This window comes from Micromonospora sp. U56, assembly GCF_018070095.1.
Classification (GTDB): domain Bacteria; phylum Actinomycetota; class Actinomycetes; order Mycobacteriales; family Micromonosporaceae; genus Micromonospora; species Micromonospora purpureochromogenes.
In genome coordinates this window covers 6846-33693 of record NZ_JAGPYL010000013.1, presented here as the reverse complement: position 1 = coordinate 33693, position 26848 = coordinate 6846, and the positions used below count along the sequence as shown (strand labels likewise).

Below are 26848 nucleotides of genomic sequence, written 5' to 3'. Positions count from 1 at the left end.
GAGTCATGGCGCAGTTCGCCGTCAACCCGACCCGGTTCGACCCGTACAAGAACTTCAAGTTCCGGGTCAAGTGGGACGGCCGGTACGTGGCCGGGGTGAGCAAGGTCAGCGCGTTGAAGCGGACCACCGAGGTGGTCAAGCACCGCGACGGCGGCGACCCGTCCACCAGCCGCAAGTCGCCGGGGCGCAGCGAGTTCGAGGCGGTGACGCTGGAGCGGGGGCTGACCCACGACGCGGAGTTCGCCGCGTGGGCCGGGAAGATCTGGGCGCTGCACGCCGGGCTCGGCTCCGAGGTGTCGCTGGCCGACTTCCGCCGGGACATCACCATCGAGCTGCTCAACGAGGCTGGCCAGGTCGCCCAGTCGTACCGGCTGTTCCGGTGCTGGGTGTCGGAGTACCAGGCGCTGCCGGAGCTGGACGCCAACGCCAACGCGGTGGCGATCGAGCACATCAAGCTGGAGAACGAGGGCTGGGAGCGCGACGAGGCGGTCGCCGAGCCGGCCGAGCCCCGGCTCGGGTCGTGACCGGAGGGCGGCGGCTGAGCGAGGCGGAGCTGGTCTCCGCCTGGGACCACGCGCTCGACCGGCCGGCGGCACACCGTCCGCTGGTGCTGCTCGGCCGCCCCGACGCCGACCGGCTGCCGGTGGGCGTTGTGGCGGCCCTGCTGCTGCGGACCGCGGGGGACTGGACCGGTGGGCGGGTGGAGACCATCATGGACTGTCCGGCCTGTCCGGAACGCCTCGAGGTCGGCTTCACCGTGGCCGAGCTGCTGGCCGCCGCGCCGGAACCGGCCACCGGAACGTTCACCCTGGACTGGCGGGGGCACCGGCTGACGCTGCGCCTGCCCACCCCGGCCGACCTGACCGAGGCGGCACGCGCGGGTGACCCGGCGGCCGCCGAGCACCGGCTGCTCCAGACCTGTCTGCTCGCCGCCGAGCCGCCGGTGGCCGAGCCGGCCGAGCTGCTGCCGGCCGTGTCGGCGGCGATGGCCGAACGGGACCCGCTCGGGATGGTCGCCGTGGCGCTGACCTGCCCGGCCTGCGGCGCCGGCGCCGAGGCCCTGCTGGACCTGCCCGCCTGGGCGTGGCAGGCCGCCGACGCCCGGGTCCGGCGGCTGCTCGGCGAGGTGCACCGGCTGGCCCGCGCGTACGGCTGGTCGGAGGCGGAGGTGCTCGGCCTGGGCCCGCACCGCCGCGCCGCGTACCTGGAGCAGGTGCCATGACCGGCTACCTGGCCGCGCTGGCCGCCCTGGCCGTGGGCAGCGCGCACCGGCTCCAGCCGCGCACCCTCGGCCGGTTCGAACCCGAGCAGCCTGAGCCGGGCGGCGGGTTCGAGGCGTACGACCTCGAGCGGGACGCCCCCGTTCCACCGCGCCCCGCGACCCGTCCGCAGGCCGCGCCGTCGGCGCCGCCCGGCACCCCGCCGCCCGCCGTCGCGCCGGCACCGGTGCCACTGGTCGGGCTGCCGGCGGCGGCCACCGCGCCGGTCGAGCCGGTTCCGGCGGCCGTGCCGGCCGTCCCCGCCGCCCCGCCGCGCGAGGCGGCGCCGCCGCGTCCGGCCGCGCCCGAGCCGGTCATCCGGGAGGAGACGACCCGGGTGTTGCGGGAGTTCACCCTCGACCGGGTGGTGACCGGGCCACCACCGGCCGGGCCGGCGGAGCCGCCGCCCCCGCCCGCCGCGCCCGCCCCGCCGCCGCAGCCGGCACCGCCCCCGGTCGCGGCGCCCGTGGTACGGACCGCGCCGCTCGCCCCGCCGACGCGCGTCGCACCGGTGACCCGGGCCGCCGTCCGGGTGCCGGAGCGGCCCACCGTGCACGTCCACATCGGCCGGATCGATGTCCGGCTCGCACCCGGCCAGCGACCGGTCAGCGCCGCCGGGCCGCCGGTCCCGCCCGCCGCCCCGCCGCCCGCCGCCGAGCCGGGGCCGGCCCCCGAGCTGGAGGCCTACCTGCGCGACCCGGGAGGGCCACGATGAGCACCGCGTACGCCCTCGCCGCGGTCACCGCGGTGCTGCGCGGCCAGCTGATGGCGTACCTGCGCACCACCGGCGCCTCCTCGGCCGTCGGTGGGGTCACCGTGTCCGCCGGTCCGCCCGACCGGGTGACCGTGGGCAACCAGGAGGGCAACCAGGTCAATCTGTTCCTGAACCGGGTCACCCGCAACCCGTCCTGGGCCAACCTCGGCCCGCCGCCGCGCGACGCGGCCGGCGACGACGTCGCCGCGCCGCCGCTCGGCGTGGACCTGCACTACGTCGCGAGCGTCTACGGCCACGACCCGCTGACCAGCGAGATCCTGCTCGGGCACCTGCTGGCGATGCTGCACGAGACGCCGGTGCTCACCCGCACGGTGATCCGCCGGTCCCTCGCACCCGACCCGCCGGACCCGACCCTGCCCGCACCGGTCGCCGACTCCCGCCTCGCCGAGCAGTTCGAGCAGCTGCGGATCGCCACCACCAACAGCCCGGGCGGGGAGGAGACCTTCCGGCTCTGGTCGGCGTTCAGCGCGCCGTACCGGACCAGCGTCTTCTTCGACGTCTCGGTGGTGCTGATCGACCCGGTGCGCGGCGCGCGGGAACCGCTGCCGGTCCGCGCGGTCACCGCCGGCACCGTCGACGTCGCCGGGCCCGAGGTCGACCAGGTGCGGGCGGACGGCCCGACCGGCACCCCGGTCACCGCCGGGGCGACCCTGGTGGTCACCGGCCGCAACCTGTCCGGCCGGGACACCCGGATCCGGATCGGCGCGGCCAGCGCCAGCCCGGCGTCCGCCACCGCCGGGGAGCTGCGGGTGCCGCTGGCCGCCTTCGACCGGCCGGTGCCGGCCGGGATCTCCGGACTGGTCGTCACGCACGCCGTCGACCTCGGCGACCCGCCCAGCCCCCGGCCGGCGCTCAGCTCCGACGCGGTGCCGGTCACCTACCGTCCGCTGATCACCGTCACGCCCGGCGACGTGGTGGTCGACTCCACCCGCACCGTCGACGGGGTGCCGCTGCGCACCGGCGCGGTCACCGTCACCGTCGACCCGCGCGTCGGCGCGACCCAGCAGGTGACCCTCTCGCTGACCGGCAGCATCGGCACCGTGCTGCCCGCACCGCCCGGCAACGGCGTCGCGCCGGGCGCCGACAGCACCGACCGGATCCGCTTCGGCTTCCGCGACCTGCCCGCCGGCACCTACCTGGCCCGGCTGCGGGTGGACGGGGTGGACAGCCCGCTGACCGCCGACCCCTCCGGCCGGTACACCGGACCGTCGGTGGTGCTGTGATGCCCGCCCCGCGCCCCGCCGCCCGCTGGCCCGCCCCGCCGGTCGCCGCCACCGCCGACGACGGGCTGCCCGCCGAGGTGGACCGGATCCGACTGCTGCTCAAGGGCGACCCGGCGGACCGCCCGCCCGCCGGCTGCCCCGCGCTGGACCGGATCGCCGGCGGCTTCGGGCTCAGCGGGTTCGAACGCGACGTCCTGGTCGCCGCGATGGCCGGGGAGCTCGGGCTGCTGGACCGTCCCCCCACCTTCGCCTGGTGCCTGGACACCCTGCCCGGCCCGCACTGGGACGCGCTGGCCGCCGACCGGCCGCTGCGCGCCGCCCGGCTGGTCGAAGTCGGTGACGGGCCGCTGCCGCACGCCCCGGTCCGTCCCGACGAGCGGATCCTGCACGAGGTGCGCGGTGCCGGCCGCCTCGACGAGCGGCTCCGGCCGTACCTGGCGGACCTGCCCGCCCCACCGGCCACCCTGCCGGCGAGCCGGCGACAGGCCGCGACCCAGCTGGCCGAGGCGTGGCAGGCCGGCCGCCGCGCGCTGCGGATCTGCGGGCCGGACCGGGCCGACCGGACCGACGTGGTCGCGCTGGCCGTCGCCACGGTGCGGCGTACCGGTCACCGGGTCTCCGCCGTCGACCTGCCCCGCGCCGTCACCGACCGGGACGCCTTCGCCCGGCTGTGGAACCGGGAGGTGGTACTGGCCGACCCGGTCCTGGTGGTCGAGCTGGCCGGCGACGAGCCGCCCGAGCTGCTGACCACCGTGGAGTACCTGCTGGCCCGGATCATCGGTGACGTCCTGGTCTCCACCCCACGGGCCGTGCCGCTGCACGGGGTCGGCGTCGGGCCGGTCGTGGACCGGCCGACCCGCGACGAGCAGCGGGAGCTGTGGCGGCGGGTGCTGCCCGGCCGCACCGGCGGGCCGGCCGCCGCACTGGCCCGCGAGTTCGACCTGGCGCACAGCGACATCCTCGCCACCGCCGGGCGGCCCGGCGCCGATCCGGTCACCGCCGCCCGCGACCTGGTCCGCGCCGGGGTACGCCGGGACCTCGACGGCCTCGCCGAGCGGATTGAAGTCCGGGCCGGCTGGGACGACCTGGTGCTGCCCGCGCCGGCGCGCGAGCAGCTGCGCCAGCTCACCGCCGCCGCCGCGGGCCGGGTGCTGCTCGCCGAGCGGGGCTTCGGCCGGCGCAGCGCCCGGGGGCTGGGCGTCACCGCGCTGTTCGCCGGGCCGAGCGGCACCGGCAAGACCCTCGCCGCCGAGGTGGTGGCCGGCGCGCTCGGCCTGGACCTGCACCGCATCGACCTGGCCACCGTGGTGAGCAAGTGGATCGGGGAGACCGAGAAGCAGCTGCGCCGGATCTTCGACGCCGCCGAACGCGGCGGCACCGTGCTGCTCTTCGACGAGGCCGACGCGCTGTTCGGCCGGCGCTCGGAGGTGAAGGACAGCCACGACCGGTACGCCAACATCGAGGTGTCGTACCTGCTGCAACGGATGGAGCAGTACCGGGGCGTGGCGGTGCTGACCACCAACATGCGCACTGCGATCGACCCGGCGTTCCTGCGCCGGCTGCGGGTGGTGGTCCCGTTCGGACACCCCGGCCCGGCCGAGCGGGCCGACCTGTGGCGGCAGGCCTTCCCGCCCGGGCTGGCCACCGACGGCCTCGACCTGGCCCGGCTCGCCGAGCTGGACCTCACCGGCGGGGACATCCACACCATCGCCCTGCGCGCCGCGCTCGTCGCGTCCGGCGACGGCGCCCCGGTCGGGATGCGACACGTCCTCGACGCGGTCGCCGCCGAGTACGCCAAGCACGACCGGCCCGCGGACCCGGGGTTGTGGACATGAACATCGAGGTGGACGTCCGCGAGCTGGTCCTCACCGGGGTCGAGGTGCCCGATCCGGCCGCGCTCGCCGCCGCCGTGACCGTGGCACTGACCAGGCTGCTCACCGACCGGGGCCTGCCGCGGACCGCCCCCGCGCCCGGGCCGCTGCGCGCCCGCCCCGACGCCGACCTGCCGGCCGCCCTGGCCGAGGCGATCTGGGCCGGGCTGGGCCGCCCCGGACACCCGGAGCCGGGCCGCTGCCCGAGCGCGAGGCGGCGGTCCACGCCGCGCCGGCCCCGGACCGGGACGACGCCCCGGCCCGGGACGAGGCGCTGGCCGCGCTGACCAGTGACCTGGTCGGCCGGTGGGCTCCCGCGCTGGGCCTGCGGCCGGACGCCGTGCGGGTGCACCTCGGCGACGCCGGGCGCCGGGCCGGCAACCACGGGGCCCGGGGCCTCTTCGCCGACGGCGCGCTCTACCTGGCCCCCGGCTTCGATCCGCAACGGGCCGCCGGGCGGGCCCTGCTGGCCCACGAACTCGGGCACCTGGCGCAGGCGAGCGCGGCGCCCGGGGCGTACCCGAACCGGACCGATCCGGAGGCCGAGGCCCGGCAGTTCGCCGAGGCGGCCGCGGCCGGCCGCCCGCTGTGGGCGCCGGCCGCGCGGCTGCCCACCGGCGCGGTCGCCGCCGACACGGGCGCCGTCGGCACCGCCCCGTCGCCCCCGGCCCGCACGGCGGCGGCGAGCGAGACCGAGACCGGGCTGCTGGAGTCGCAGCTCAGCGAGATCGTCGACCGGCGCTACCGTGCGGAGCGGGCCCGGCTGATCGACCTGCTCGACGGGTTGTGGGTCTCCGGCGACGACGTGCGGGGCTGCCTGCGGGTGCTCGACACGATGCCCTTCCTGGTCGCCCGCAACCTGGTGCACAGCCTGCCCGCGAACCGCCGCACCGACCTGGCCCGCAACCTCGACGACGACCACCACCGGCTCTACCCGGGCGCCGCCCTCGCCGCGCTCGGCGGCCAGACGCCCTACCTGCTGCGGGTCCTCGAAGCCGGCAACGTGCACGGGCTGAGCACCGAAGGGCTCGGCCCGGTCGAGCGGCGCACGGCGCTGAACGTGGTGCGCGCGCTGCGCGACAGCGTCCTGCGGGAACTGCTCAACGGCGACCGCAAGGTCTTCTTCCACGCTCTGGTGGCCGAGCGGACGCCACGCGGCACCGACGCCGCCGCGCTGCGGGCACAGCTCACCGCACTCGGCGGGGTCGACGACGAGAGCCGACGGCTGGACGGGGACGCCGACCTGCGGACGGTGTCGCGGCGGGCCGAGCGGCTGATCGGCGAGCATCGGGCCGCCGAGGCGCTGGACCTGCTCGCCGCGCTCGCCACCGCGCCGCCCACCGCCGGGGGCGCGGCCGCCACCGCGCCGAGCGGCGGCGCGGCCGGCGCGGGTACGGCCACCGCCGGCCCGCCGGAACCCGGTGCGCGGCTGCGCCACGTGGTACGCCGGCTCGACGACGCCGGCCGGCTCGACGTGCTCCTCGACGACCTGCCGTGGGAGGAGAAGCGGATCGGCGCGACCCTCGGCCCCCGGCTGCTCGTCGTCCTGGCCGCCCGCGAGGAGCACCAGAACCTGACCCGGATCGAGGGGCTGCTGTCGTACGGGGTCTTCGACTGGGCGATCCGCGACCACGAGGCCCGCTTCGCGTACCTGCTGGTGCGCAGCCTGCCGCTGGCCGCGCAGGACCGGTGGCGGCGGCTGGAGCAGGGCCGGTGGTTCGCCCGGCTGGAGGAGAACATCCCCGCCGAGGACATCCTCGGCGGCCGGTACACCGGGGTGGGCAGCCTCGCCGAACCGCTCGACCCGGCCCGCCGCAGCGCCGGGCAGGTCGACGCCGGTCGGGTCGTCGAGGAGATCCACCGGGAGGTGCAGGCCGGGCTGGACGGGTCGCGGGCGGTCGCGCTGGTCCGCCGGCTGATCGGCCTCGACCAGCCGACCGGCGCGGTGACCGGCGGGGCGGCCCGGGGCCGGGAGACGCTGCGCACCGCCGTGCACCGGCTCGACGCGCTGCGCGACCTGGACCGGATCCTCGACGCGCTGCCCGACGCCCACCTCACCCACGAGATGTGGCGGACCGAGGTGCTGGACCTGCTGGCCCTGCGGGACCCCGCCCACCTGGAACGGCAGGCCCGCCAGCTGCTCGCCGTCGGCCTGACCGACTGGGCGGTCAACCCGCGCGAGGCGTGGCTCGCCTTCCAGCTGGTGCGGAACCTGCCGGTGGCCGACCAGGCCCGGCTGGAGGCCGAGGACCCGGACCGCTGGGCCCGGATGCGCTCGGCGATGACCCCGGAGATGCGGGCCTCCCTGGCCGTCACCGCGATCTCCGGCCCGCGCCGGATCGAGGCCCGGGACCAGCTCCGCGACCGGCTGCGCGACGACCGGCTGTGGCGGGCGGACCGGGCCACCGAGCTGCGCTCGCTGATCGTCCAGCTGTACGCCCTCGACGACCGCCGCTGGGTGTTCCTGCGCTCCCGCGACGCCCGGGCCGACCAGGTCTCCGGCCTGCGCGAGCTGGTCGACCAGCTGCGGCTCTTCCACGCCCGGTTGCGGCCGTCGTTCGAACCCGAGACGCTGCGCACCGACGACGCGCCCACCGTGGTCGGTGACCTGGCCCGGCTGGTCGCGGTCGGGCTGAAGCTGCTCTTCCTCAGCCGGACCGGGCTGAGCATGTTCACCCAGGAGGTCACCCTCCGCGAGTTCGACCTGCACGACGCGCAGTGGATCAGCGGCGACCTCGGCGGTGCCCGGCTGAGTGACACCGACCGCGCGCACACCAACGAGCTGTCCGCGTCGGTCGACGCCCGGCAGGGCATCCTCCGCGCCCGGCTGCCCCGCTTGGAGCTCGACGGGTTCAACCGGACGTTCACCGGCAGCTCCCTGCGCACCGGCCGGGTCGTCCTCACCGGCCTGGACATCGTGGCCTCCTTCTCCGACCGGGGCTACGAGCGGCCGGTCGGCGCGCAGGCCGGGATGACCGGGCTGAGCGTCTCCGACGTGGTCTACGCCAGCGACTCGCTGCCGGGCGGGATCCTCGGGCTGACCCGTTTCGGCCTGTCCAACCTGGCCTTCCGGGCCGGGGCGACCGGTCGGGAGGACGTCACCGAGCCCAGCCGGCGGGGCTGGATCGGTATCCCGCTGATCGACCCGCTGATCCACCTGCTGCACAACGTGATCTCGTTCTACGGCGGCCTGCCGTTCCTGTCGAAGATCAGCGACGCCCTGCTCGCCCCGTACACGGCCGGGGCGCCCTTCCTGGCCCGCCAGTTCACCTCGCTGAGCGCCGGGGAGATCTTCACGCCGCTGGCCAACGCCACCATCGGCCTGCTCACCGACGGCGTGATGCGCCCGCCGCGCACGGTGGGGGAGCGGGCCACCGACGCCGTCGCCATGCTGCACTCGCTGCGGGTCAGCTTCGCCAGCGCCACCGCCGAGGGGCTCTCCTTCGCCGGGATGCAGCAGGTCGGCCGGATCGAGGTCGGTCGGACCCTGATCGGGCTGGGCAACAGCCTGCCGGCCCGGCTGCGCGCCGAGCAGGACTCGCTGCGGGAACGGCTCGGCCGGGCGACGGTCGCCGAACGCGCCGCGTTGCAGGACCGACTGAGCCGGGTGACCCGGCAGCTGACCGAGCTGGAGCCGCTGGAGCGGGAGCTGCACCGGCTGGAGGCCCGACACCGCTGGAACGCCGAGTCGCTGACCGAGCCCGAACGGCGTCGCCTGGTCGCGCTCTCGGACCAGCTCCGCCAGACGGCGGGCGGCACCCTGGACATCGGCAGGATCCAGGTGACCGGGCTGACCGGCCGGGTCGAGGCCGCCGGTCTGGAGATCGACCCGATCCACGCCGAGGGCTCGGTGCCTTCCCGGTCGGGCGAGTACCTGCCCGACGACGAGCTGATCGCCCGGTTCCGCCGGGACCGCACCGCCCCGGACGCCGCCACCCTCGCCCAGGGCAGCACCGCGTCGGTCACCGCCGCCGGCGTACGACTGCTGCCCGGCGCGGCCGGGCAGCCCGCGCTCCGGGTCACCGCCGCCGAGCTGCCCACCCGGGAGCAGGTCGCCGCCCAGCTCGGCGCGCTGCCCGACGAGCCGCAGTGGGCGGCCCGCCGCGCCGAGCTCACCCGCTGGCTGACCGACCTCGACCGGCTGCGCGTCCTGGCGGCCCGTCCCGCCGAGCCGGTGGACGCGGCGGGCCGGTACGTCCCGGGTCACCGCAGCGCGGCCGAGGAACGCGAGTTCCAGGAGCTGCGGGAACGGGCCCGGCGGTACTTCGGCCTGTCGGTCGGCGGGCTGACCGTCAGTGGGCTGAGCGCGGGCCTGGACCCGGCCACCCTGGGCGCCGAGATCCGGGTGGCCGCGGTGACCGCCACCGACGTCCGCAGCGGCGCGACCACCGTGGAGCGGATCGAGGCCCACCGGCTGCGGGCCCGCGCCGACCTGGATGTCACCGGCGGCGGCCTGCTCCCCGCCGAGCTGAGCGGCCCGGCGACCGAGGCCGGCCTGCCCACCGGCCGGGCCGCCGTGGGGTACGGCGTCGGCGACCTCACCGTCACCGGGCTGTCCGGCCCGGGTACGACGGCCGGACGGATCGCCTTCACCGCGCCCGCCCGCGCCGACGGCAGCCCCGGCGAGGCGATCCACGGTCGGGTGGTGCCGCAGGGCGACGACCTGCGCCTGCCGGACCTGGTCGTGGAGCGCACCGAGCTGACCGGGGTCACCATGCGGTCGGCCACCCGCAGCCTCTACTCCCGGGGCAGCACCCGGATCGGCCGGATGAGCCTCGACATGCTGGTCCGCACCGCGCCCGCCGCCACCGGCCGCCAGGTCCGGGGCGCGCTGATCCGCACCATGGTGATCGACCGGATCGACGCCGACCGGATCGGCATGGACGTCACCGAGCCGGCGCCCGGCTACTCGGTGGAGGTCGTCTCCGGCGCGCTGGTCGGCGTCCGGGTGCAGGACCGGGAGCTGGACCTGTCCGGCGAGGAGATGACCTACTCGGGCCGGCTGAGCATCGGCCAGCTCGACCAGCTCCGGTTCAGTGTGCTGTCCCGGGCGCTGCCGGGCGGCCCGACCACCATCACCGGCACGGTCGGCGGCCAGCCGGTCGGCCCGGCCGCCGCCGCCGTCACGGTGGACCTGATCCGGGCCGGCGCGCACCGGGTCGACCCGGCCACCGGCCGGATCCTCAGCGACCCCACGGACAGCCAGCAGATCACCCTCAGCGGGGTCACCCTCGCCGACACGACCCTGCGCACCCCCGACGGCTCCGTCACCGTCCGCCGGGCCGGGCTGGGCGGCCGGATCGTCACCGAGCACGCCGGCGGGCTGCGGTTCGAGGACATCGGCCCGTCCCGGATCGAGCTGTCCGGGATCGACTGGCGGGCCGGCGACGGCCGGATCGTCTCCCACGGCCCCACCGTGCTGGACGGTCTCACCGTCACCGGTCGCTGGGACAGCGCCCCGGAGCGGACCGGTCCCGACGGGCAGGTCCGGCCGCCCGGCGACGCCGAATTGCTCGTCGAGCGCCTGCACATCGACCGGATCACCAGCCGGGACCTGCGCTACCGCAGCGGCGTGCTCGACGTCGGCCTGGGCCGCCCGGTGCCCACCCCGGCCGGGCAGCCGAACCTGCCGCCGCTGGAGATCCTCGACGTGAACGTGCGGGGTCTGCGCTGGTCGCGGGCGGCGGGGCTGGTCGCCGGCCGGATCACCACCGGCGCCACCCGGCTGGAGATCGCCGGGCGGGTCGACGCGGCGCTGCGGGTCGACGCCGCGCTGTCGGCCGCCCAGATCACTTTGGCCTTCGGCCGGGGCGGCCACGTCGAGGCCCGGGTGACCGGTGCCGAGGGGCACCTCGGCACCGGCGCCAACCCGGGCGAGCACACCCAGCACGTCGGTTTCCAGGGCCTGGACACCGGACTGGTCAGCATCCGCCCGGACGGGATCGACATCGGCGCGAACGGCGGCCCGGGGCTGCGGCTGGCGACCGTGTCGGTGGACGCGCTCAACTGGCAGGGCCAGTCCCTGGGCCTGCGCATCCGGCCGGGCGAGGGCGCCATCACCCTGCTCGACATCCGGGCGCGGGCCCGGATCGACCTGCACCCGCCGGGCACGCCCGGCGGCCGGTTCCGCCGGCTGCTGCTGCGCGAGCTGGTGGTCGGGCAGACCCGGGCCAGCGGCCTGCTGGTCGACCTCGGCGACGGCACCACCATCCGGCTGGATCCCGACCACGAGGCGGTGCTCGGCGAACTGCGGCTGCGCCCGGCCCCGCCGCTGGACGGCTTCCTGGTCGAACCGACTCACACCGCGCAGGGCATGCGAATCATGGGCGGGCTGGACCTGGGCGCGATCAGCGCACCCCGGGTCGGCTTCGACATCGGCACCTTCCTCTCCGGCGGCACCGCCGACTTCGGCGCGGCGGGGCTGACCGTGGACTTCCTCGACCACGGCGGCCTGCGGCTGAACCTGCGCCAGCCCAGCCTCACCGCGATCCGCGCCCAGGTCACCGCCGACGCCCGGCGGGAGCTGCGGCTGCTCGGCGCGCCCGACGACCGGCCGGAGTACGGCCTGCGGTTCACCTCCATCGGATACGAGCAGGGCGGTGCCGGCCTAGGCCCGAGCGGGCCCCCGCCCGCCACCATCACCGCCACCGGGGGCGAGATCAGCGGCCTGACCTTCGTCGACCACGGCATCGGGTTGTACGTGTTCGTGCAGCGTGGACTGCTCGGCGACCTCACCCACGAGATCACCTCCGGCGCGGGCGTGCTGCCCTCGCTGGACATCCGCGACGCCACCTTCGCGCTCGACCTCGGCATGTTGCTGGGCGGCGGGCCGAGCCCGACTCCCGCCTCGACCACCAGCCAGCAGCGCCGCCGGGAGATGGCCACGGCCTGGGACGGGCTGCTGCACGTGCTGAACACCTACCACCTGGGCGAGGTCCTCGACAGCCTCAACGGCCGGCTCGACTTCGACGTGGTGCACTCCGGGTTCGTCTGGGGCGAGCGGACCTGGGAGGCCCGGCTGGCCTTCCACGACGGGGCAGTGGACTACCGGCGGATGACGGGCGCGCTGCCGTGGTGGACACCGGGGCGGTTCACCATGGAGGGTGAGGAACTCGTCTACCGGGTGACCCTGCCCACCGTGGCGGACCCGTCCGGGCTCGGCCCGCAGGAGCCGAACACCGTCGACCTGCTGCGCTGGCGGCTGCCCATCGGCGAGGTCCGGCCGGCCCGGGAAGAGCACCTGATCGAGCTGAACCGGCTGCTGCGGCCCACCCCGGAGTCCCGGGACGAACTGCTGCACACCATCGCCGACGTCCGCAGCGACCAACCGTCGCCGCCCGGGCGGCTGGCGATCCGCAACATCGACGCCGATCTGTCGGTCAACAACCCCCGGGAGATCACCCTCCCGCTCGGCCACGGCAACGAGATCGTCCTGGCCCCCGACGCCCTGCTCGGCCTGCGGATCGGCGGCGGGATCAGCCGGGCGGCCGACGGCAGCGACCAGCCGGGGGCGCTGCGACCGATCTCCCTGAGCAGCGCGACCGTGGCGCGGGTGAACCTGCTCTTCACCGGCCTGGAGCTGCAGACCGGCCAGATTCGGGTCACCGACGTGACCAACTGCTCGCTGACCTTCGACGGGCTCAACCCCCGGCAGTTGCAGGGGCGGATCACCCGGGCCGTCGCGGACCAGATCCGCTGGCGCCGACCCTCGACAGGAGGCACCCCGTGACCAGTCCGCTCAGCCCCCGCCTGCTCCGCGCCGGCCTGGTGGTCCTCGACCCGGACAGCGGCCGGACCCGGCGGGTGATCACCCTGCAGTACAACCCGGACGCGCTGACCCGGGGCTTCCAGCTCAAGACCGGCGGCGCCGAGGGCGGTGCGAAGGGCGAGGCGCTGCGGATCACCGGACCGCCGGTGCAGACGCTCACCCTGGAGGCCGAACTGGACGCCGCCGACCAGCTCGCCGAACCGCGGTCCAACGCCGACGCGGTGGAGCTCGGCCTGACCGCGCAGCTGGCCGCCCTGGAGTCGCTGGCCTATCCCAGCCTGACCGCCGTGCAGGACGCCGCGGCGCTGCTGGCCGCCGGAACCCTGGAGGTGGTGCCGCCACCGGCGCCGCTGGTGCTGCTGGCCTTCGGGCGGCGCCGGCTCTGGCCGGTACGGATCACCGAGCTAACCATCACCGAGGAGGCGTTCGACCCGATGCTGAACCCCATCCGCGCGAAGATCCGGCTGGGCCTGCGGGTGCTGACGGTCAACGACGTCGGCACCGCCGGCCGGGCCGGTGGCCTCGCCATGGCCGCCCACCAGCAGCTCGAACAGCTCGCCGGCCGGGCGCGCGGCGGCCGGCTGACCGACCTCGGAATCGACCGGCTGCCGTGACCGCGCCGCTGCCGCCCGAGACCGACCCGGCCCTGGTCGCCGCCCGCAGCCGGGTCGCCGAGACGCTGCTCGCCGCGACCGGCGGCAGCACCGCCGGCGTACCGGTGGCGGGCACGATCGCGCCGGAGAGCCGGTACGCCACGGTGGGCACCGCGGTGACCGTGGACCCGGACACCGGGCAGGAGGTCGTCCACCTGCGCCGCCGGTTCGTGCCGCCCGCCGACCGGCTCGCCACCGCCGGCTGGGAGCAGGTGGCCGACGGCGACCGGGTCGACCTGCTGGCCGCCCGTACGGTCGGCGACCCGACCGCGTTCTGGCAGCTCTGCGACGCCAATGGCGCCTTCGACCCGGCCGAGCTGGAGCAGCCGGGCCGGGTGGTCCGGGTCGCGCTGCCCGAGGGGTTCCCCGGAGCCGGCGATGCCTAGGGGAGTGCGGCTGCAACTGCTGGTCGGGCCGCTGACCTTCGGGCCCGCCCCGTACGAGCTCGTCGAGGCCCTGCAGGAGGCGCAGGTGACCCAGAACGCGGGCCAGCGCTCCGGCTTCCAGCTGCGGTTCGCCCTCGGCCGAGGCTCGCTGGTGGAGCGGATGCTCGCCGACGGCAGCCTCGACCCGCCGACCCGGGTGCTGCTGGTCCTGCACCTGGACGGCCGCCCGCAGGTGCTCTCCGACGGCGTGGTGACCCGCCACGACGTGGCCCGCAGCAACGAGGCCGGCGCGTCGACGCTGACCCTGACCGGGGTCGACGTGAGCCAGATGATGGACCTGATCGACCTGTCGGGCCTGCCCATGCCGATGCCCGCCGAGGCGCGGGTGCTCACCCTGCTGGCGCCGTTCGCCGCGTACGGCGTGCTGCCGATGCTGGTGCCCAGCGTGCTGGTGTTCGCCCCGAACCCGATCCAGCGGGTCCCGGCCGTGCGCGGCACCACCTTCGCGTACGTGTCGCAGCTGGCCGACGAGGTCGGCTACACCTTCTACGTGGAGCCGGGTCCCACGCCCGGGATGAACACCGCGTACTGGGGGCCGGAGGTCCGGGCCGGGCGGGCGCAGCCGGCGCTGACCGTCAACGCCGACGCCTTCTCCAACGTGGAGTCGCTGTCCTTCTCGTTCGACGGGGTGCAGAAGACCGTCTACCTGCTCACCGCGTTCCCGGAGCAGGTCCGGGTGCCGATCCCGCTGCCGGTGCCGGACGTCAGCCCGCTGAACCCGCCGCTGGGCCGCAAGATCCCGATCCCGCTGTCGTACCGGCGGATGAACATCGGCCGGGCGGACCCGAGCCGTACCGACGACGCCACCGCCCGGATGGACGTGGTGCAGACCCTCGCCCGGGGCCTGGCCCGCGCCGCCCAGTCGGCGAACGTGATCACCGGCTCGGGCTCGCTGGACGTGCTGCGCTACGGCCGCCTGCTGCAGTGCCGCCGGCTGGTCGGGGTGCGCGGCGCCGGACGCGCCTACGACGGCGAGTACGTGGTGAAGAGCGTGACCACCACGGTCAAGGCCGGCGAGGTCAAGCAGCGGTTCAATCTCAGCCGCAACGCCCAGCTCTCCACCTCGGGAAGGGTCGACGCATGACCAGGTACTACGGCAAGTATCGCGGCACGGTGGTCAACCACATCGACCCGTTGCAGCAGGGCCGGATCCAGGTGACCGTCCCCGACGTCACGCTGCCGCCGTCCACCTGGGCGATGCCCTGCTTCCCGCTGGCCGGCATCCAGTCCGGCATGTACGCCGTGCCGCTGCCCGGCACCGGGGTCTGGGTGGAGTTCGAGCAGGGCGACTCCGACCACCCGATCTGGACCGGCTGCTGGTACGGCTCGAAGGCGGAGATCCCCGCCCTGGTGTCCGCCGCCCCGCCACCCACCCCGCCGATCGTGCTGCAGACCCCCGGGCAGGCCACGGTGATGGTCTCCGACGCCCCGGGGCCAGCCGGCGGCATCCTGCTCAAGACGCTCACCGGGGCGATGATCTCGATAAACGACACCGGAATCGTCATCTCCAACGGCAAGGGCGCCTCGATCACCCTGGTCGGGCCGACCGTGGCCGTCAACCAGACCGCGCTGACGGTGACCTGATGCCCGGCCCGCTGCTGCACGTCGGCGCCGTGCTCTCCTGCCCGCACGCCGGGCCGGTCACCCCGCAGACCGGCAACTCCCGGGTGCTGGTGGGCGGCCTGCCGGTGGTGACCGCCGCCGACGCGTACCCGGTGACCGGCTGCCCGTTCCAGGTGCCGGTCGGCGCGGGCACCAAACCCCAGCCCTGCGTCCGGATCCAGTGGACCACCCCGGCGGCGCGGGTGCTGGTCAACGGCCAGCCGGCGATGCTCGCCGTCAGCGTCGGGCTGGGCGTGAGCGCCGAGGGCATCCCGCAGGGGCCACCGACGGTGGCCGGCTTCCAGATCAGGGCGGTGGCATCGTGACCTACCCGGCCTTTCCCTGGCGTCCCGACAACCGGGGCCGCTCCGGGCTGGCGAGCCCGCAGCGGCACGTCGCCGACCTGGTCGAGGCGGTGCTGTTCACCTCGCCCGGTGAGCGGGTGAACCGGCCGGACTTCGGCGCCGGCCTGGGCCAGCTGCTCTTCGCCCCGGTCGACGAGGCGGTGGTCGGCGCGGCCGAGTTGCAGGCGCGCAGCGCGTTGCAGCGCTGGCTCGGCGAGCTGATCGAGGTCGACGACGTCCGGGTCGACCTGGCGGAGGCCACGGTCCGGGTGCACGTCGGCTACCGGCTGCGCGCCACCGGCCGGCCGGCCGAGGTCGCCATCGTGAGGGGGAGCAGATGACCGTGCGGTGCACCGACGACGAGCGCCGGGCCGAGGTGGCCCGCCCGGGCAGCGGGTTCAACGGCATCGACTGGGTCGAGGTGGACGCGGCCGACCAGAAGCTGCTGCGGGTGGGGTTCCTGCACCCGCTGCCGGGCCAGCCCGACGGGGTACCCACCGGCGCCGCGCTGGCCGCCGGCAACGTGGTCGTCGAGGGCGGGGTGCGGATCACCGGCGTACGGGTGGTCAGCGTCTCCGCCGCCGGCGCGGAGCTGACCGTCCGGGTGGACCGGGCCGGCGACTTCTCCCCGTACACGCTGCGGCTGGTGCGCTCGGCGGTGGACGACCGGGTGCCGGCCGGCTTCGACCCGGTGCTCGCGGAGGCGACGTTCTCCTTCAAGGCGAACTGCCCGAGCGACCTGGACCCGGCCCCGGCGGCCCCGGCCGGGCCGCCGCCCCGCCCGGCCGGCGCGCCGGCCGACTACCTCGCCAAGGACAACGCGGGGGTCCGGCCGCGGATGCTGGACCGGGTGGCGGCCCTGCCCGGCTGGGCGGAACGCAACCCGGCCGACCCGCTGATCACCGTGGTGGAGGCGCTGGCGCACGTCGCCGACCGGCTCTCGTACCGGCAGGACGCCGCCGGCACCGAGGCGTACCTGGGCACCGCTCGCAGCCGGATCTCGGTCCGCCGGCACGCCCGGCTGCTCGACTACGCCGTCCACGACGGCTGCGCCGCCCGCGCCTGGCTCAGCGTGCGGGTCACCGCCGGTTCGGACGCCGAGACCCAGGGCATCCCGGCGGGCACCCCGGTCCTGGCCGCCGACCGGGCCACCCCGGCGGTGCCGGCCGCCGACGCGGTGGCGCTGCTGGCCGGCGGCGCCACCGGGTTCGAGACGCTGACCGCGCTCACCGCGCGGGCCAGCCGCAACGAGATCGCCCTGCACGTCTGGGGCGGCCGGGACTGCTGCCTGCCCGCCGGCGCGGTCGGGGCGACCCTGCTCGACCAGCCGGCCCCCGGCCTGGCCCCCGGCGACCTGCTGCTGCTGGAGGAGGTGGTCTCGCCGGCGACCGGGCGCCGGGCGGACGCCGACCCGACGCGGCGGCAGGTGGTCCGGCTGACCTCGGTACGCCCCGGCACCGACCCGGTCGCGCGGGTGAACGTGCTGGAGGTCGGGTGGAGCGCCGCCGACCGGCTGGCCTTCCCGCTCACCGTGACCGCCCCGGTGGCCGGCTCCGGCACCGACCATCTGGTCACCTGCGCGGTCGCCCGGGGCAACGTGGTGGCCGCCCAGCACGCCATCGGAGTACGCGGCCAGCTCCCGCCCGCCGAGGAGACCCGCTGGCGACCGCTGCTGACCGCCGAGCCGGTGGCCGCGGCCACCCCGTTCCCCGCCGACACCCCGGCCAGCCAGGCGCTGACCCAGGACCCGCGCGCCGCGCTGCCGCTGATCCGGCTGGAGACCACCGAGGGCAGTTGGCGGCCCCGCCGGGACCTGCTCAACGCCGACCGGTTCGACCAGGGGTTCGTGCCCGAGCGCGAGGGCGACGGCCGGGTCGTCCTGCGCTTCGGCGACGACGTGTCCGGTCGCCGCCCACCGGCCGGCACGGTGTTCGAGGTGACCTGGTGGCGCGGCGGCGGCGCGGCCGGCAACCTCGGCCACGACGCCCTGACCACCCTGGTGACGGACCGCTCCGGCGTGCTGGCCGTGACCAACCCGCTGCCCGCCGTCGGCGGCACCGACCCGGAGCACACCGAGCACGCCCGCCAGCACGCCCCGGTCGCCTTCGGAACCCAGGAACGGGCGGTGACCACCGCCGACTGGGTGGCCGCCGCGCTGCGCCTGCCGGAGGTGGACAACGCCACCGCCCGGATCCGCTGGACCGGTTCCTGGTGGACGGTGTTCCTCACCCTCGACCTGCGCGGCGGGCAGCGGCTGGACGGCGAGCCCGGGCTGGCCCGCCGGCTGGCCGGGCGACTGGACCGGTTCCGGGTGGCCGGGTACGACCTGCAACTGCGCGACCCGGTCGACCTGCCGGTCGAGCTGCGGCTGTGGGTGTGCGTCACGCCCGGGGCGTTCCGCTCCGACGTGCGGCGGGCCCTGCTGGACCTCTTCTCCGACCGGGACCTGCCCGACGGGAGCCGGGGCTTCTTCCACCCGGACCGGCTCAGCTTCGGCACGCCGCTCTACCTGAGCCAGCTCCTCGCCGCCGCCGTCACCGTCCCGGGCGTCACCGACGTACGGGTCACCGAGCTGCACCCGGTCGGGGTGGCGCCCGGCGGCGAGCTGACCGCGCGGGTGCTCCGCGCGGGCGACACCGAGGTGATCCGCCTCGACAACGATCCCAGCGTGCCCGAGCACGGCATCCTGCACCTCGACCTGGTGGGTGGACTGTGACGACACGAGCGGGCCGTGGGCCCAACCCGCCCGGCCGGGCCGGCGTGAGCTACCGGCTGGGCCGGCAGGCGGACTTCGCCGCCGACATGCTCGCCCGGCTCGGGGCCCGCCCCGAGCTGGCCGGGCTGACCACCCGCGAGGTCGACGACCCGGCCGTGGCCCTGCTGCACGCCTGGGCGACCACGCTGGACGTGCTCGCCTTCTATCAGGAGCGGATCGCCAACGAGGGCTTCCTCGGCACCGCCACCGAGCGCGGCTCGGTGCTGATGCTGGCCCGGGCCATCGGGTACGAGCTGCGGCCCGGTGTCGCCGCCACGACCTGGTTGTCGTTCACCGTCACCGCCACCCCCGGCGCGCCGGACGGGGTGCCGATCCCGGCGGGCAGCCAGGCGCAGAGCGTCCCCGGCCCCGGCGAGCTGCCGCAGGTGTTCGAGACCGTCGAGCCGCTGGTCGCCCGGCCGGAGCTCAACGCGGTGGGGCTGCGGGTCACCGAGCCCCGGCCGCCCCGCCCCGGCGACGAGACGTTGACGCTGGCCGGCGCCGACACCGTCCTGCCGGCCGGCAGCGCGCTGCTGGTGCTCGGCCCGGACTGGTTCGACGTGCGGCGGGTCCGGGCCGCCACGGCGGTGCTGCCCGCGCCACAGGCCGGCGGGGACGGCCGGCAGGCGGTGCCCGCGTACACGGTGGTGACGCTGGACGCGCCGCTGGCCGCGCAGGTCCTCCCGGTCTCGTTGCGCCCCCGGGTCACCGGGGTGCAGGTGCACCTGCTCGCCCAGCGGGCCGCGCTGTTCGGCTTCAACGCCCAGCCGTGGTCGGCGCTGCCGGTGGCGCTGCGGGTCGGCGAGCTGAACCCGGGCACCAGCCAGGTGCTGCCCGGCGCGTACGCCAGCCGCAAGGACACCTGGGCCGACGCCAAGCTCGCCGCCACCGAGCGCGATCTGCACCTGGACCAGTCGTACCCGGGGGTCCTGGCCGGCTCCTGGGTGGTGCTGGAGACCGCCGGGGCGGCGCAGGTGCGGTGGGTGAGCGCGGTGGCCGAGGTGCCGGTGGCGGACTTCGGCATCGCCGCCCGGACCACCCGGATCACCGTCACGGGCGGCGACTCGAACACGTTCTCCCGGCGGAGCACCACCGTGCTCGGCGACAGCCGGCAGCTCGCCGTGGCCCCGCGACCGGAGACCGCCCCGCTGGCGAAGGTGGCCACCCTGGAGCTGGCCCGCCCGACGCCCGGCCTGGAACCCGGCCGTCGGCTGGTGCTCACCGGCGCCGACCCGACCGGCGCGGCGGTCTCCGAGGTGGTCACCGTGCTGCGGGTACGCGGCCCGTCCACGGTGGATCTCGACAGCACCATCGCCCACACCTACCGGCGCGACAGCGTCCGGGTGCTCGGCAACGTGGCGAAGGCGACGCACGGCGAGAGCCGGGCCGAGGTGCTCGGCGGCGGCGACGCCCGGCAGGCGTTCCAGCGGTTCACCCTCCGGCACGCGCCACTGAGCCACGTACCCGCCGCCACCGCCAGCGGGGCGCGCACCACCCTGGCGGTGTGGGTGGACGGGGTCCGCTGGCAGGAGGTCCCCGCGCTGCTCGGCCAGGCTCCCACCGCCCGGGTCTACACCGTCCGCCGGGCCGACGACGGCACCGTCACCGTCATCTTCGGCGACGGCCGCACCGGCGCCCGGCTGCCCACCGGGCAGGACAACGTGGTGGCCACCTACCGGTCCGGCATCGGCCGGTCGGCCGACCTGGCGGCGGGGCGGCTGACCATCCCGCTGTCCCGCCCGCTGGGCCTGATGGAGGTCACGAACCCGGTGCCGGCGGCCGGCGCCGACGACCCGGAGAACGTGGACCGGGCGCGCCGCAACGCGCCGCTGGCGGTGCGTACCCTCGGCCGGGTCGTCTCCCTCGACGACCACGCGGACTTCGCACGGGCCTTCGCCGGCGTCGGGAAGGCCCGCGCCGACCTGGTCTGGGACGGCGAGCGGCAGATCGTCCTGCTCACTGTCGCCGGGCCGGACGGCGCCGCGATCCCGGACGGCGCGCAGCTGCGCACGGACCTGCTCCGCGCGCTGGACGCCGCCCGGCAACCCGCCGTGCCGGTCCGGATCCTCGGCCACCGCCGCCGCCGGGTCGCGGTGACCGCCCGGCTGCTGGTCGCCCCCGGGCACCGCTTCGTCGCGGTCGCCGCCGCGGCCCGTGCGGCCCTGGTCGCCGGCCTGTCCTTCGACGCTCGGGACTACGCCCGACCGGTACGCGCCAGCGAGGTGCAGGCCCTGCTGCACCGGGTGTCCGGGGTGGCCGGCGTGGTGCTGGAACTCCTGCACGACGCGGAGCTGCCCCCGGGCCGGGCGGACGTGATCGTGGCCGCGCCGGCCCGCCGCGCCGGCGACCTGCTGCTCCCCGCCGACCTGCTCACCGCGGACGCCGGCGACGTCACCCTGTTGGAGGCATCGTGAGGGCCGAGGAGATCTGGGGGCTGCTGCCCGCCGCGCTGCGCAGCGAGGACGAGGCCGCCGGGGGTGTGCTGCGCGCCCTGGTCGAGGTGATGGCCGAGCAGGCCGCCCGGCTCGGCGCCGACGTCGACCAGCTCTCCGACGACTGGTTCGTGGAGACCTGCGCCGAGTGGGTGGTGCCCTACCTGGGCGAGCTGGTGGGCGCGGGCCGGCTGCACCCACTGCCCGACGCGGCCGCCTTCTCCGACCGGGCCCGGGTGGCCGACACCATCCGGTTCCGGCGCCGCAAGGGCACCGCCGCCGCGCTGGAGGAGCTGACCCGAGCGAACACCGGCTGGAGCACCGCCGCCGTCGAGTTCTTCGAGCGGCTGGTGATCACCCAGCACGTCAACCACCCGAAGACCGCGCCGGCCACCGCGGCGATCCGGGACGTCGGGCCGCTGGAACTGGTCGGCGGGCCGTTCGAACCGGTCTGCCGCACGGTCGACGTGCGGGCGATGGGCGCCGGCCAGGGCCGCCCGAACATCCCGAACATCGGCATGTACGTGTGGCCGCTGCCGTCGTACCGGCTGGAGCGGGCCACCGCCGCCCCGGCGGCCGACCCGCCGGACGGCCGGTGGTGGATCGAGCCGGTCGGGGTGGGCCGGCAGCTGACCGGGCCGACCGTGACCGAGCCGGACATCGACCACCACGCCGACGAGGCGAACGTGCCGGGCCCGTTGCGCCGCCGCCCGCTGCGCGACGAGCTGGCCGCGCTGGGCTCCGCCGCGCCGCCCGCCCCGGAGGAGCTGCGCTGGTTCCGCGAGGACGACCCCTCCTTCGTGGTGTGGATCCAGCCGACCGCGGCGGACGACCTGCGCGCCGTACCCCTGGAACACCTGCGGATCTGCGACCTGACCGGATGGGAGCTGCCCACCGGCAGCCTGGTCCGGGTCGACCCGGTGCTCGGCCGGGTCACCGTCGCCAGCGGGCGGCCGGTGCACCGCCTGGCACTCTCCTGGTGGTACGCGTTCAGCGCCGACGTCGGCGCCGGCCCGTACCCCCGCCGGGGTGACCTCGGCGCGGCCGGCGGCCCGGTGGACTGGCAGCTCGGGGTGAGCGCGACGGAGCCGCCCCGCGCGGGCGAGGTGGTCGCCTCGCTCGGCGAGGCCGTCACCGCCTGGCACGACTGGCAGGCGGCCCATCCCGGCACCGCCGGCCGGATCGTGCTGCTGGACAGCCACCGCTACGCCGAGACCGTCGCGGTGCGCGTCGGGCAGGGCAGCCGGCTCACCCTGCTGGCCGCCCAATGGCCCCGGCCGCCGGACCGGCCCCGCCGGCAGGCCGACCTGGACCCGGTCGGCGTGCGGCCCTGCCTGCTGGGCGGCCTGTCGGTCACCGGCGCCGGCGCGGGGGACCGCCCCGGCGAGCTGGTCGTCGACGGCCTGCTGGTGGCCGGCCCGGTGACGGTGGCCGCGCCGTCCGCCGGCGGCCCGGGGCTGGGACGGCTGGAGCTGCGGCACTGCACGGTCGGGCCCGGCGCGACCGGGCTGACCGTGGCGGCCGGCAACGAGCGGGTCGAGGTGGCGATGCACCGGTGCGTCACCGGGTCGCTGGCCGTCGGCGACGGCCCGCTCACCGTCACCGACACCCTGGTGCACGGCGGGATCGGCGCCGCGGACGCCGAGGTCGAGCTGGCCGGGGTGACCGTGCTCGGCGCGACCGGCGCGCGGGTGCTGACCGCCACCGACTGCCTGCTCGACGGGGTGGTCACGGTGGCCCGCCGGCAGCAGGGGTACCTGCGGTTCAGCTACCTGCGGCCCGGCTCGGTCACCCCGCGCCGGTACCGCTGCCAGCCGGACCTGGCCGTGCAGGCCCGGCCCGGCGACCCGGACGTGGCCACCCGGGTCGGGCCGGCCTTCGCCAGCACCCGGTACGGGGACGCGACGTACGGCCGGCTCGCCGAGACCGCCGCCGCCGAGCTGCGCACCGGCGCGGAGTCCGGTGCCGAGATGGGCGCGTTCCGACGCGCGCTCACCCCGCAACGCCTCAACAACCTGGCCCTCGCCCTGCGGGAGTACCTGCCGCTGGGGCGGGTGGCATCTCCCTTGCCCGTGCTGCCGACCGGAGGAACCACACCATGAAGGGCGACATCAGCCGCTCGACGTTCGACCAGCGGCGGCACGCGACGAGCGTGCGCAAACAGCAGGGCCGGGTGGACCTGGACGCGGACTGGAACGAGCAGCAGGACATCCAGGCGCACCTGCGGGCGACCGCGCTGACCGACCTGGTCGGCCCGGCCGGCGCGCCGCTGACCAACGGGGCGTTCGCGCTGACCGGGGGCGGCGGCGACCTGAAGCTGTCGGCCGGCCGCTACTACCTCGACGGGGTGCTCTGCGAGAACGACGCGCAGGTCTCCGTCTTCGCCCAACCCGACCTGCCGGCCGCCGGCCCGTTCGTGCGCAGGCTCGACGGCACCTGGCTGGCCGCCGGCGCCGCCGTCCCCGCCGGGGTGTACGTGGCCTGGCTCCAGGCCTGGCCGCAGCACGTCACCGCCATCGAGGACGCCAGCCTGCGCGAGGTGGCCCTGGGCGGGCCGGACACCGCCACCCGGCTGCGCACCGTCTGGCAGGTCCGGCTGGTGCAGGCCGGCCCGCCGAACACCCCGGTGGGGTGCGCCGACACCCCGCCCGGCTGGGCCGAGCTGACCGCCGCCTCCACCGGCACCCTCGCGGTCCGCGCCGATCCCACCGGCGCGCCGGGCGGCGACTGCGTCATCCCGACCGGTTCCCCGTACACCGGGCTGGACAACCAGTGCTACCGGGTGGAGATCCTCGCCGGCGGCGCTCCCGGCGCGGCGACCTACGTGTGGTCCCGGGACAACGGCTCCACGGTGGCGACCTGGGAGAGCGTCGACGTCGACGTGCTGACGGTGAAGGTGCCCGGCCGCGACGGCAGCGCGGGCTTCGCCAACGGGTCCTGGCTGGAGCTGACCGACGACACCCGGGAGCAGAACGCGACGCCGGGCACGCTGGTGCAGGTCGACCGGGTGGAGGGCGACCGGATCGTGATCCGCCCGGCCACCGCCACCGGCAGCCTGAACCGCGCCGACTTCCCCCGGCGGCCGCGGGTGCGCCGCTGGGACGGCCGGGGCACCGTCCCCACCGGCGGCGCCGAGCTGGACCTGGAACTCGGCATCAAGATCCGGTTCGCAGCGGCGGGCAGCTACCGGACCGGGGACTGGTGGTCCTTTCCCGCCCGCTCGGCCGTGCACGACGTCCAGTGGCCGAGGACCGGCACGATGCCGGTGGCGCAGACCCCGCACGGCCCGCGCCGGGCCCATGGCCGGCTGGGCGTCCTCGGGTACGACGGCAGCCAGTGGAGCGTGCTGCGCGACTGCCGCCCGGTCTTCGCCCCGCTGACCGGTCAGGTGACCCTGAGCCTGCTCGGCGGGGACGGCCAGGAGGCCGTGCCGGTGCCGAACAGCCCGGCGACGCTGGTGCCGCTCGGCCACGACCTGGTGGCGGGCGTCTCCACGGGCGGGCAACCGGTGGCGAAGGCCCGGGTGCGGTTCACCGTCACCATCGGCCAGGGGAAGCTGACCGCCGGCGCGACCACCGCGAGCACGGTCACCGTGGAGACCGGCACGGACGGCCGGGCCCGCTGCGCCTGGCAGCTCGACTCGGGCACCGCCACGCAGGAGGTGACCGCCCAGCTCCTCGACGAGGCGATGCAGCCGGCCCACCTGCCGCTCACCTTCACCGCGAGCCTCTCCCGCGCCGACCGGGTGTCGTACGACCCGACCGGGCGGCCGTCGCTGGCCGGGGCGACCACCGTGCAGGCCGCCATCAACCAGCTCGCCGCGGCCAGCACGGGCGGCTGGGCGACGTTGACGCTGCGGCCGGGCATCGACTGGGTGCAGGCGTTGAACACGCTGCCCGCCGGGGACGCGCTGATCTGCTTCGCGCCCGGGCTCTACACCAGCAACACCCCGGTGACCTTCAGCAACCGGGCGAACATCCGGCTGCTCGGCAGCGGGCCGGCGAGCCGGATCCAGGTGCAGGGCCACGAGTACGCGCTGCTCTTCGCCAACTGCGGCTCGGTGTCGGTGTCGCACCTGTTTGTGGAGACCCCGGGGCCGGCCGACAGCTCGGGGCGGCTCGGTCCGATCAGCGCGATCAACTGCACGGAGGTGACCGTCGAGCACGTCCGGCTGGCCGGGGTGGCCGGCGCCGCGCCGCGCAGCACCTGCCTGACCGTGCGCAACGACCAGGGCACCCCGCCCGGCCGGGTCCGGGTGCTCGACTCGGACTTCCTGATCGGTCACGGCCAGCAGGGCGTGCTCCTGGTCAACCCGGACCACGCCGTCGTCACCCGCTGCCGGTTCAGCACCCCGCCCCGACCGCTCTCGCTGACCCTCCAGGAGCTGGTCAAGGACGAGAAGTTCCGCGGCGAGCTGGCCACCCAGCTGGTCGGCCGGCTGGCGCTGGACCGGACCGACCGGCTGGAACGCGGCGACTTCAACACCGTGGTCCGGGTCGGGCAGTGGGGCGTGCGGATGAACTCGACGGTGCCGGAGAGCGAGTGGCGGACCCTGGCCGCCCTGCACCCGCCGACGCCGGAGGACCTGCGCTCGGACCAGAGCGCCGGGGCGTACCTGCACCGGCTGGCGGACCTGGCCGCCGCGGACCCGGGCCGGCTGCCCAGCTACAAACGGCAGCTCACCTCGCTCAAGGGCCGCCTCGGCGACGCCGCCGGGCGGATCTTCGACACCGACGAGGGGCGCAAGGCGCTGCGGGACTACCTGGTCGGCGAGGGCGTCAACGTGCGCAGGGCCGACGACATCGCCCGGGACCGGCGGGACGTCGCCCTGCCGGCGCCCGGGGCCAGCCTGCGCTTCGACTCCGCCCTGGGGCAGGGCGCCTGGGAGGCGGCGCTGGCCGCGTCGCCGCCGTCGCGCCCGGTGCAGACGCCGTCGGCGGCGGCCAAGCACCTGCGCTCGGTCGCCGACCGGATCCTGCTGGAGCCGGCGTTCGGCGACCGGTATGCCGCCGGGTACCGCAAGGAACTGGCGGCCGCGGCCGAGGCGTCGATCGGGGCCTGCGGGGTGGTGATCGGCGGCGGCACGGCCGTCGGTGACGTGGAGGTCTCCGACTGCCGCTTCGACCAGGTGGCCGAGGGCGTCCACATCGGGGTGTCGTACCACCCCGGTCCGCCCATCCAGGGCCGGACGATCCGGGTGACCGGCAACGACATCCACCTGGTCAAGGCCTGGTGGCGGGGGGAGGGGACGATCCGCGGTATCAAGATCGGCAGCATGCGCAACGTCTTCGTCTCGGACAACCGGATCTCCGTCTCCGGCGGCACCGGCCTGGGGATCTGGGCGTTCGCGGCCGGGGGGCCGATCCTGGCCGTGCGGGACAACCTGGTGCAGAACTGCAACCCCGGCATCATGGTCAACCCGCTCTGGTCGGGCGCCCCCGCGAAGCGCCTCTGGTCGGTGACCGACAACGTGTCGATGGACGGCCTGATCCGGGTCGAGGGCGGAGCACGGAACGCGGGCAACGTGAGCTGAGCTGTCACATGGGTGACTGCGTGGGCTCTTCCGGCGTCCTACGCTTTCGGTGACTGCCACTTAGCACGGTTGCGGATTGCGGATGTGGTCTAGGGGTTCAACTCCTCTGGTAGTCGCTCAACAAGGCAAGGCGGGTCCTCACGGGCCCGCCTTGTCTGCGTGTGCCATCGTCCCGACGTGTAAAGAA

Annotated in this window: 17 protein-coding genes; all 17 read left to right on the top strand. The window is 76.2% G+C overall.

The genetic code is table 11. From position 1 onward, the window contains the following. The first annotated feature begins 5 nt into the window (after positions 1 to 5). Genes KBX37_RS07560 through KBX37_RS07480 form a run of 17 tightly spaced genes read left to right on the top strand, consistent with a single transcriptional unit; the run spans position 6 to position 26661 of the window. A complete protein-coding gene (locus KBX37_RS07560) occupies positions 6 to 524 on the top strand; it encodes a phage tail protein (protein ID WP_210775202.1) in 519 nt (172 codons plus the stop codon). Beyond that, positions 521 to 1222 carry a hypothetical protein gene (locus KBX37_RS07555; protein ID WP_210775201.1) on the top strand — a complete coding sequence of 234 codons (702 nt, stop codon included), beginning with the start codon at positions 521 to 523 and terminating at the stop codon, positions 1220 to 1222. The genes KBX37_RS07560 and KBX37_RS07555 overlap by 4 nt, the downstream gene beginning before the upstream one ends. Further along, entirely contained in the window at positions 1219 to 1974 is a 756-nt protein-coding gene (locus KBX37_RS07550) for a hypothetical protein (RefSeq protein ID WP_210775200.1), read from the top strand. The genes KBX37_RS07555 and KBX37_RS07550 overlap by 4 nt, the downstream gene beginning before the upstream one ends. Continuing rightward, positions 1971 to 3257 (top strand): DUF4255 domain-containing protein, encoded by a 1287-nt coding sequence (locus KBX37_RS07545; protein WP_210775199.1) that lies wholly within the window; start codon positions 1971 to 1973, stop codon positions 3255 to 3257. Before KBX37_RS07550 ends, KBX37_RS07545 begins: the two co-directional genes overlap by 4 nt. Next, the gene (locus KBX37_RS07540; protein ID WP_210775198.1) at positions 3257 to 5092 is read left to right on the top strand and encodes an ATP-binding protein; all 1836 of its coding nucleotides are present in this window, start codon (positions 3257 to 3259) and stop codon (positions 5090 to 5092) included. Before KBX37_RS07545 ends, KBX37_RS07540 begins: the two co-directional genes overlap by 1 nt. Continuing rightward, positions 5089 to 5415, top strand: a complete 327-nt coding sequence (locus KBX37_RS07535; protein WP_210775197.1) for a hypothetical protein — start codon at positions 5089 to 5091, stop codon at positions 5413 to 5415. Before KBX37_RS07540 ends, KBX37_RS07535 begins: the two co-directional genes overlap by 4 nt. Next, a complete protein-coding gene (locus tag KBX37_RS07530) occupies positions 5328 to 12857 on the top strand; it encodes a DUF4157 domain-containing protein (protein ID WP_307848992.1) in 7530 nt (2509 codons plus the stop codon). Before KBX37_RS07535 ends, KBX37_RS07530 begins: the two co-directional genes overlap by 88 nt. Beyond that, positions 12854 to 13510 carry a hypothetical protein gene (locus tag KBX37_RS07525; RefSeq protein ID WP_154936630.1) on the top strand — a complete coding sequence of 219 codons (657 nt, stop codon included), beginning with the start codon at positions 12854 to 12856 and terminating at the stop codon, positions 13508 to 13510. Before KBX37_RS07530 ends, KBX37_RS07525 begins: the two co-directional genes overlap by 4 nt. After that, the gene (locus KBX37_RS07520) at positions 13507 to 13935 is read left to right on the top strand and encodes a hypothetical protein (protein WP_210775195.1); all 429 of its coding nucleotides are present in this window, start codon (positions 13507 to 13509) and stop codon (positions 13933 to 13935) included. The genes KBX37_RS07525 and KBX37_RS07520 overlap by 4 nt, the downstream gene beginning before the upstream one ends. Further along, a complete protein-coding gene (locus tag KBX37_RS07515; protein ID WP_210775194.1) occupies positions 13928 to 15079 on the top strand; it encodes a hypothetical protein in 1152 nt (383 codons plus the stop codon). The genes KBX37_RS07520 and KBX37_RS07515 overlap by 8 nt, the downstream gene beginning before the upstream one ends. Further along, positions 15076 to 15579 (top strand): phage baseplate assembly protein V, encoded by a 504-nt coding sequence (locus tag KBX37_RS07510; protein ID WP_179805109.1) that lies wholly within the window; start codon positions 15076 to 15078, stop codon positions 15577 to 15579. The genes KBX37_RS07515 and KBX37_RS07510 overlap by 4 nt, the downstream gene beginning before the upstream one ends. After that, entirely contained in the window at positions 15579 to 15923 is a 345-nt protein-coding gene (locus KBX37_RS07505; protein WP_088961873.1) for a hypothetical protein, read from the top strand. Before KBX37_RS07510 ends, KBX37_RS07505 begins: the two co-directional genes overlap by 1 nt. After that, positions 15920 to 16282 (top strand): GPW/gp25 family protein, encoded by a 363-nt coding sequence (locus KBX37_RS07500; protein ID WP_088961874.1) that lies wholly within the window; start codon positions 15920 to 15922, stop codon positions 16280 to 16282. The genes KBX37_RS07505 and KBX37_RS07500 overlap by 4 nt, the downstream gene beginning before the upstream one ends. After that, positions 16279 to 18657 (top strand): baseplate J/gp47 family protein, encoded by a 2379-nt coding sequence (locus KBX37_RS07495; RefSeq protein ID WP_210775193.1) that lies wholly within the window; start codon positions 16279 to 16281, stop codon positions 18655 to 18657. Before KBX37_RS07500 ends, KBX37_RS07495 begins: the two co-directional genes overlap by 4 nt. Continuing rightward, positions 18654 to 21110: a putative baseplate assembly protein gene (locus KBX37_RS07490; RefSeq protein ID WP_210775192.1), complete on the top strand. Its 2457-nt coding sequence runs from the start codon at positions 18654 to 18656 to the stop codon at positions 21108 to 21110. The genes KBX37_RS07495 and KBX37_RS07490 overlap by 4 nt, the downstream gene beginning before the upstream one ends. Beyond that, on the top strand, positions 21107 to 23230 hold the full coding sequence (locus KBX37_RS07485; RefSeq protein ID WP_210775191.1) for a phage tail protein: 2124 nt from the start codon (positions 21107 to 21109) through the stop codon (positions 23228 to 23230). The genes KBX37_RS07490 and KBX37_RS07485 overlap by 4 nt, the downstream gene beginning before the upstream one ends. Next, positions 23227 to 26661: a DUF6519 domain-containing protein gene (locus KBX37_RS07480; RefSeq protein ID WP_210775190.1), complete on the top strand. Its 3435-nt coding sequence runs from the start codon at positions 23227 to 23229 to the stop codon at positions 26659 to 26661. Before KBX37_RS07485 ends, KBX37_RS07480 begins: the two co-directional genes overlap by 4 nt. Positions 26662 to 26848: the final 187 nt, after the last annotated feature.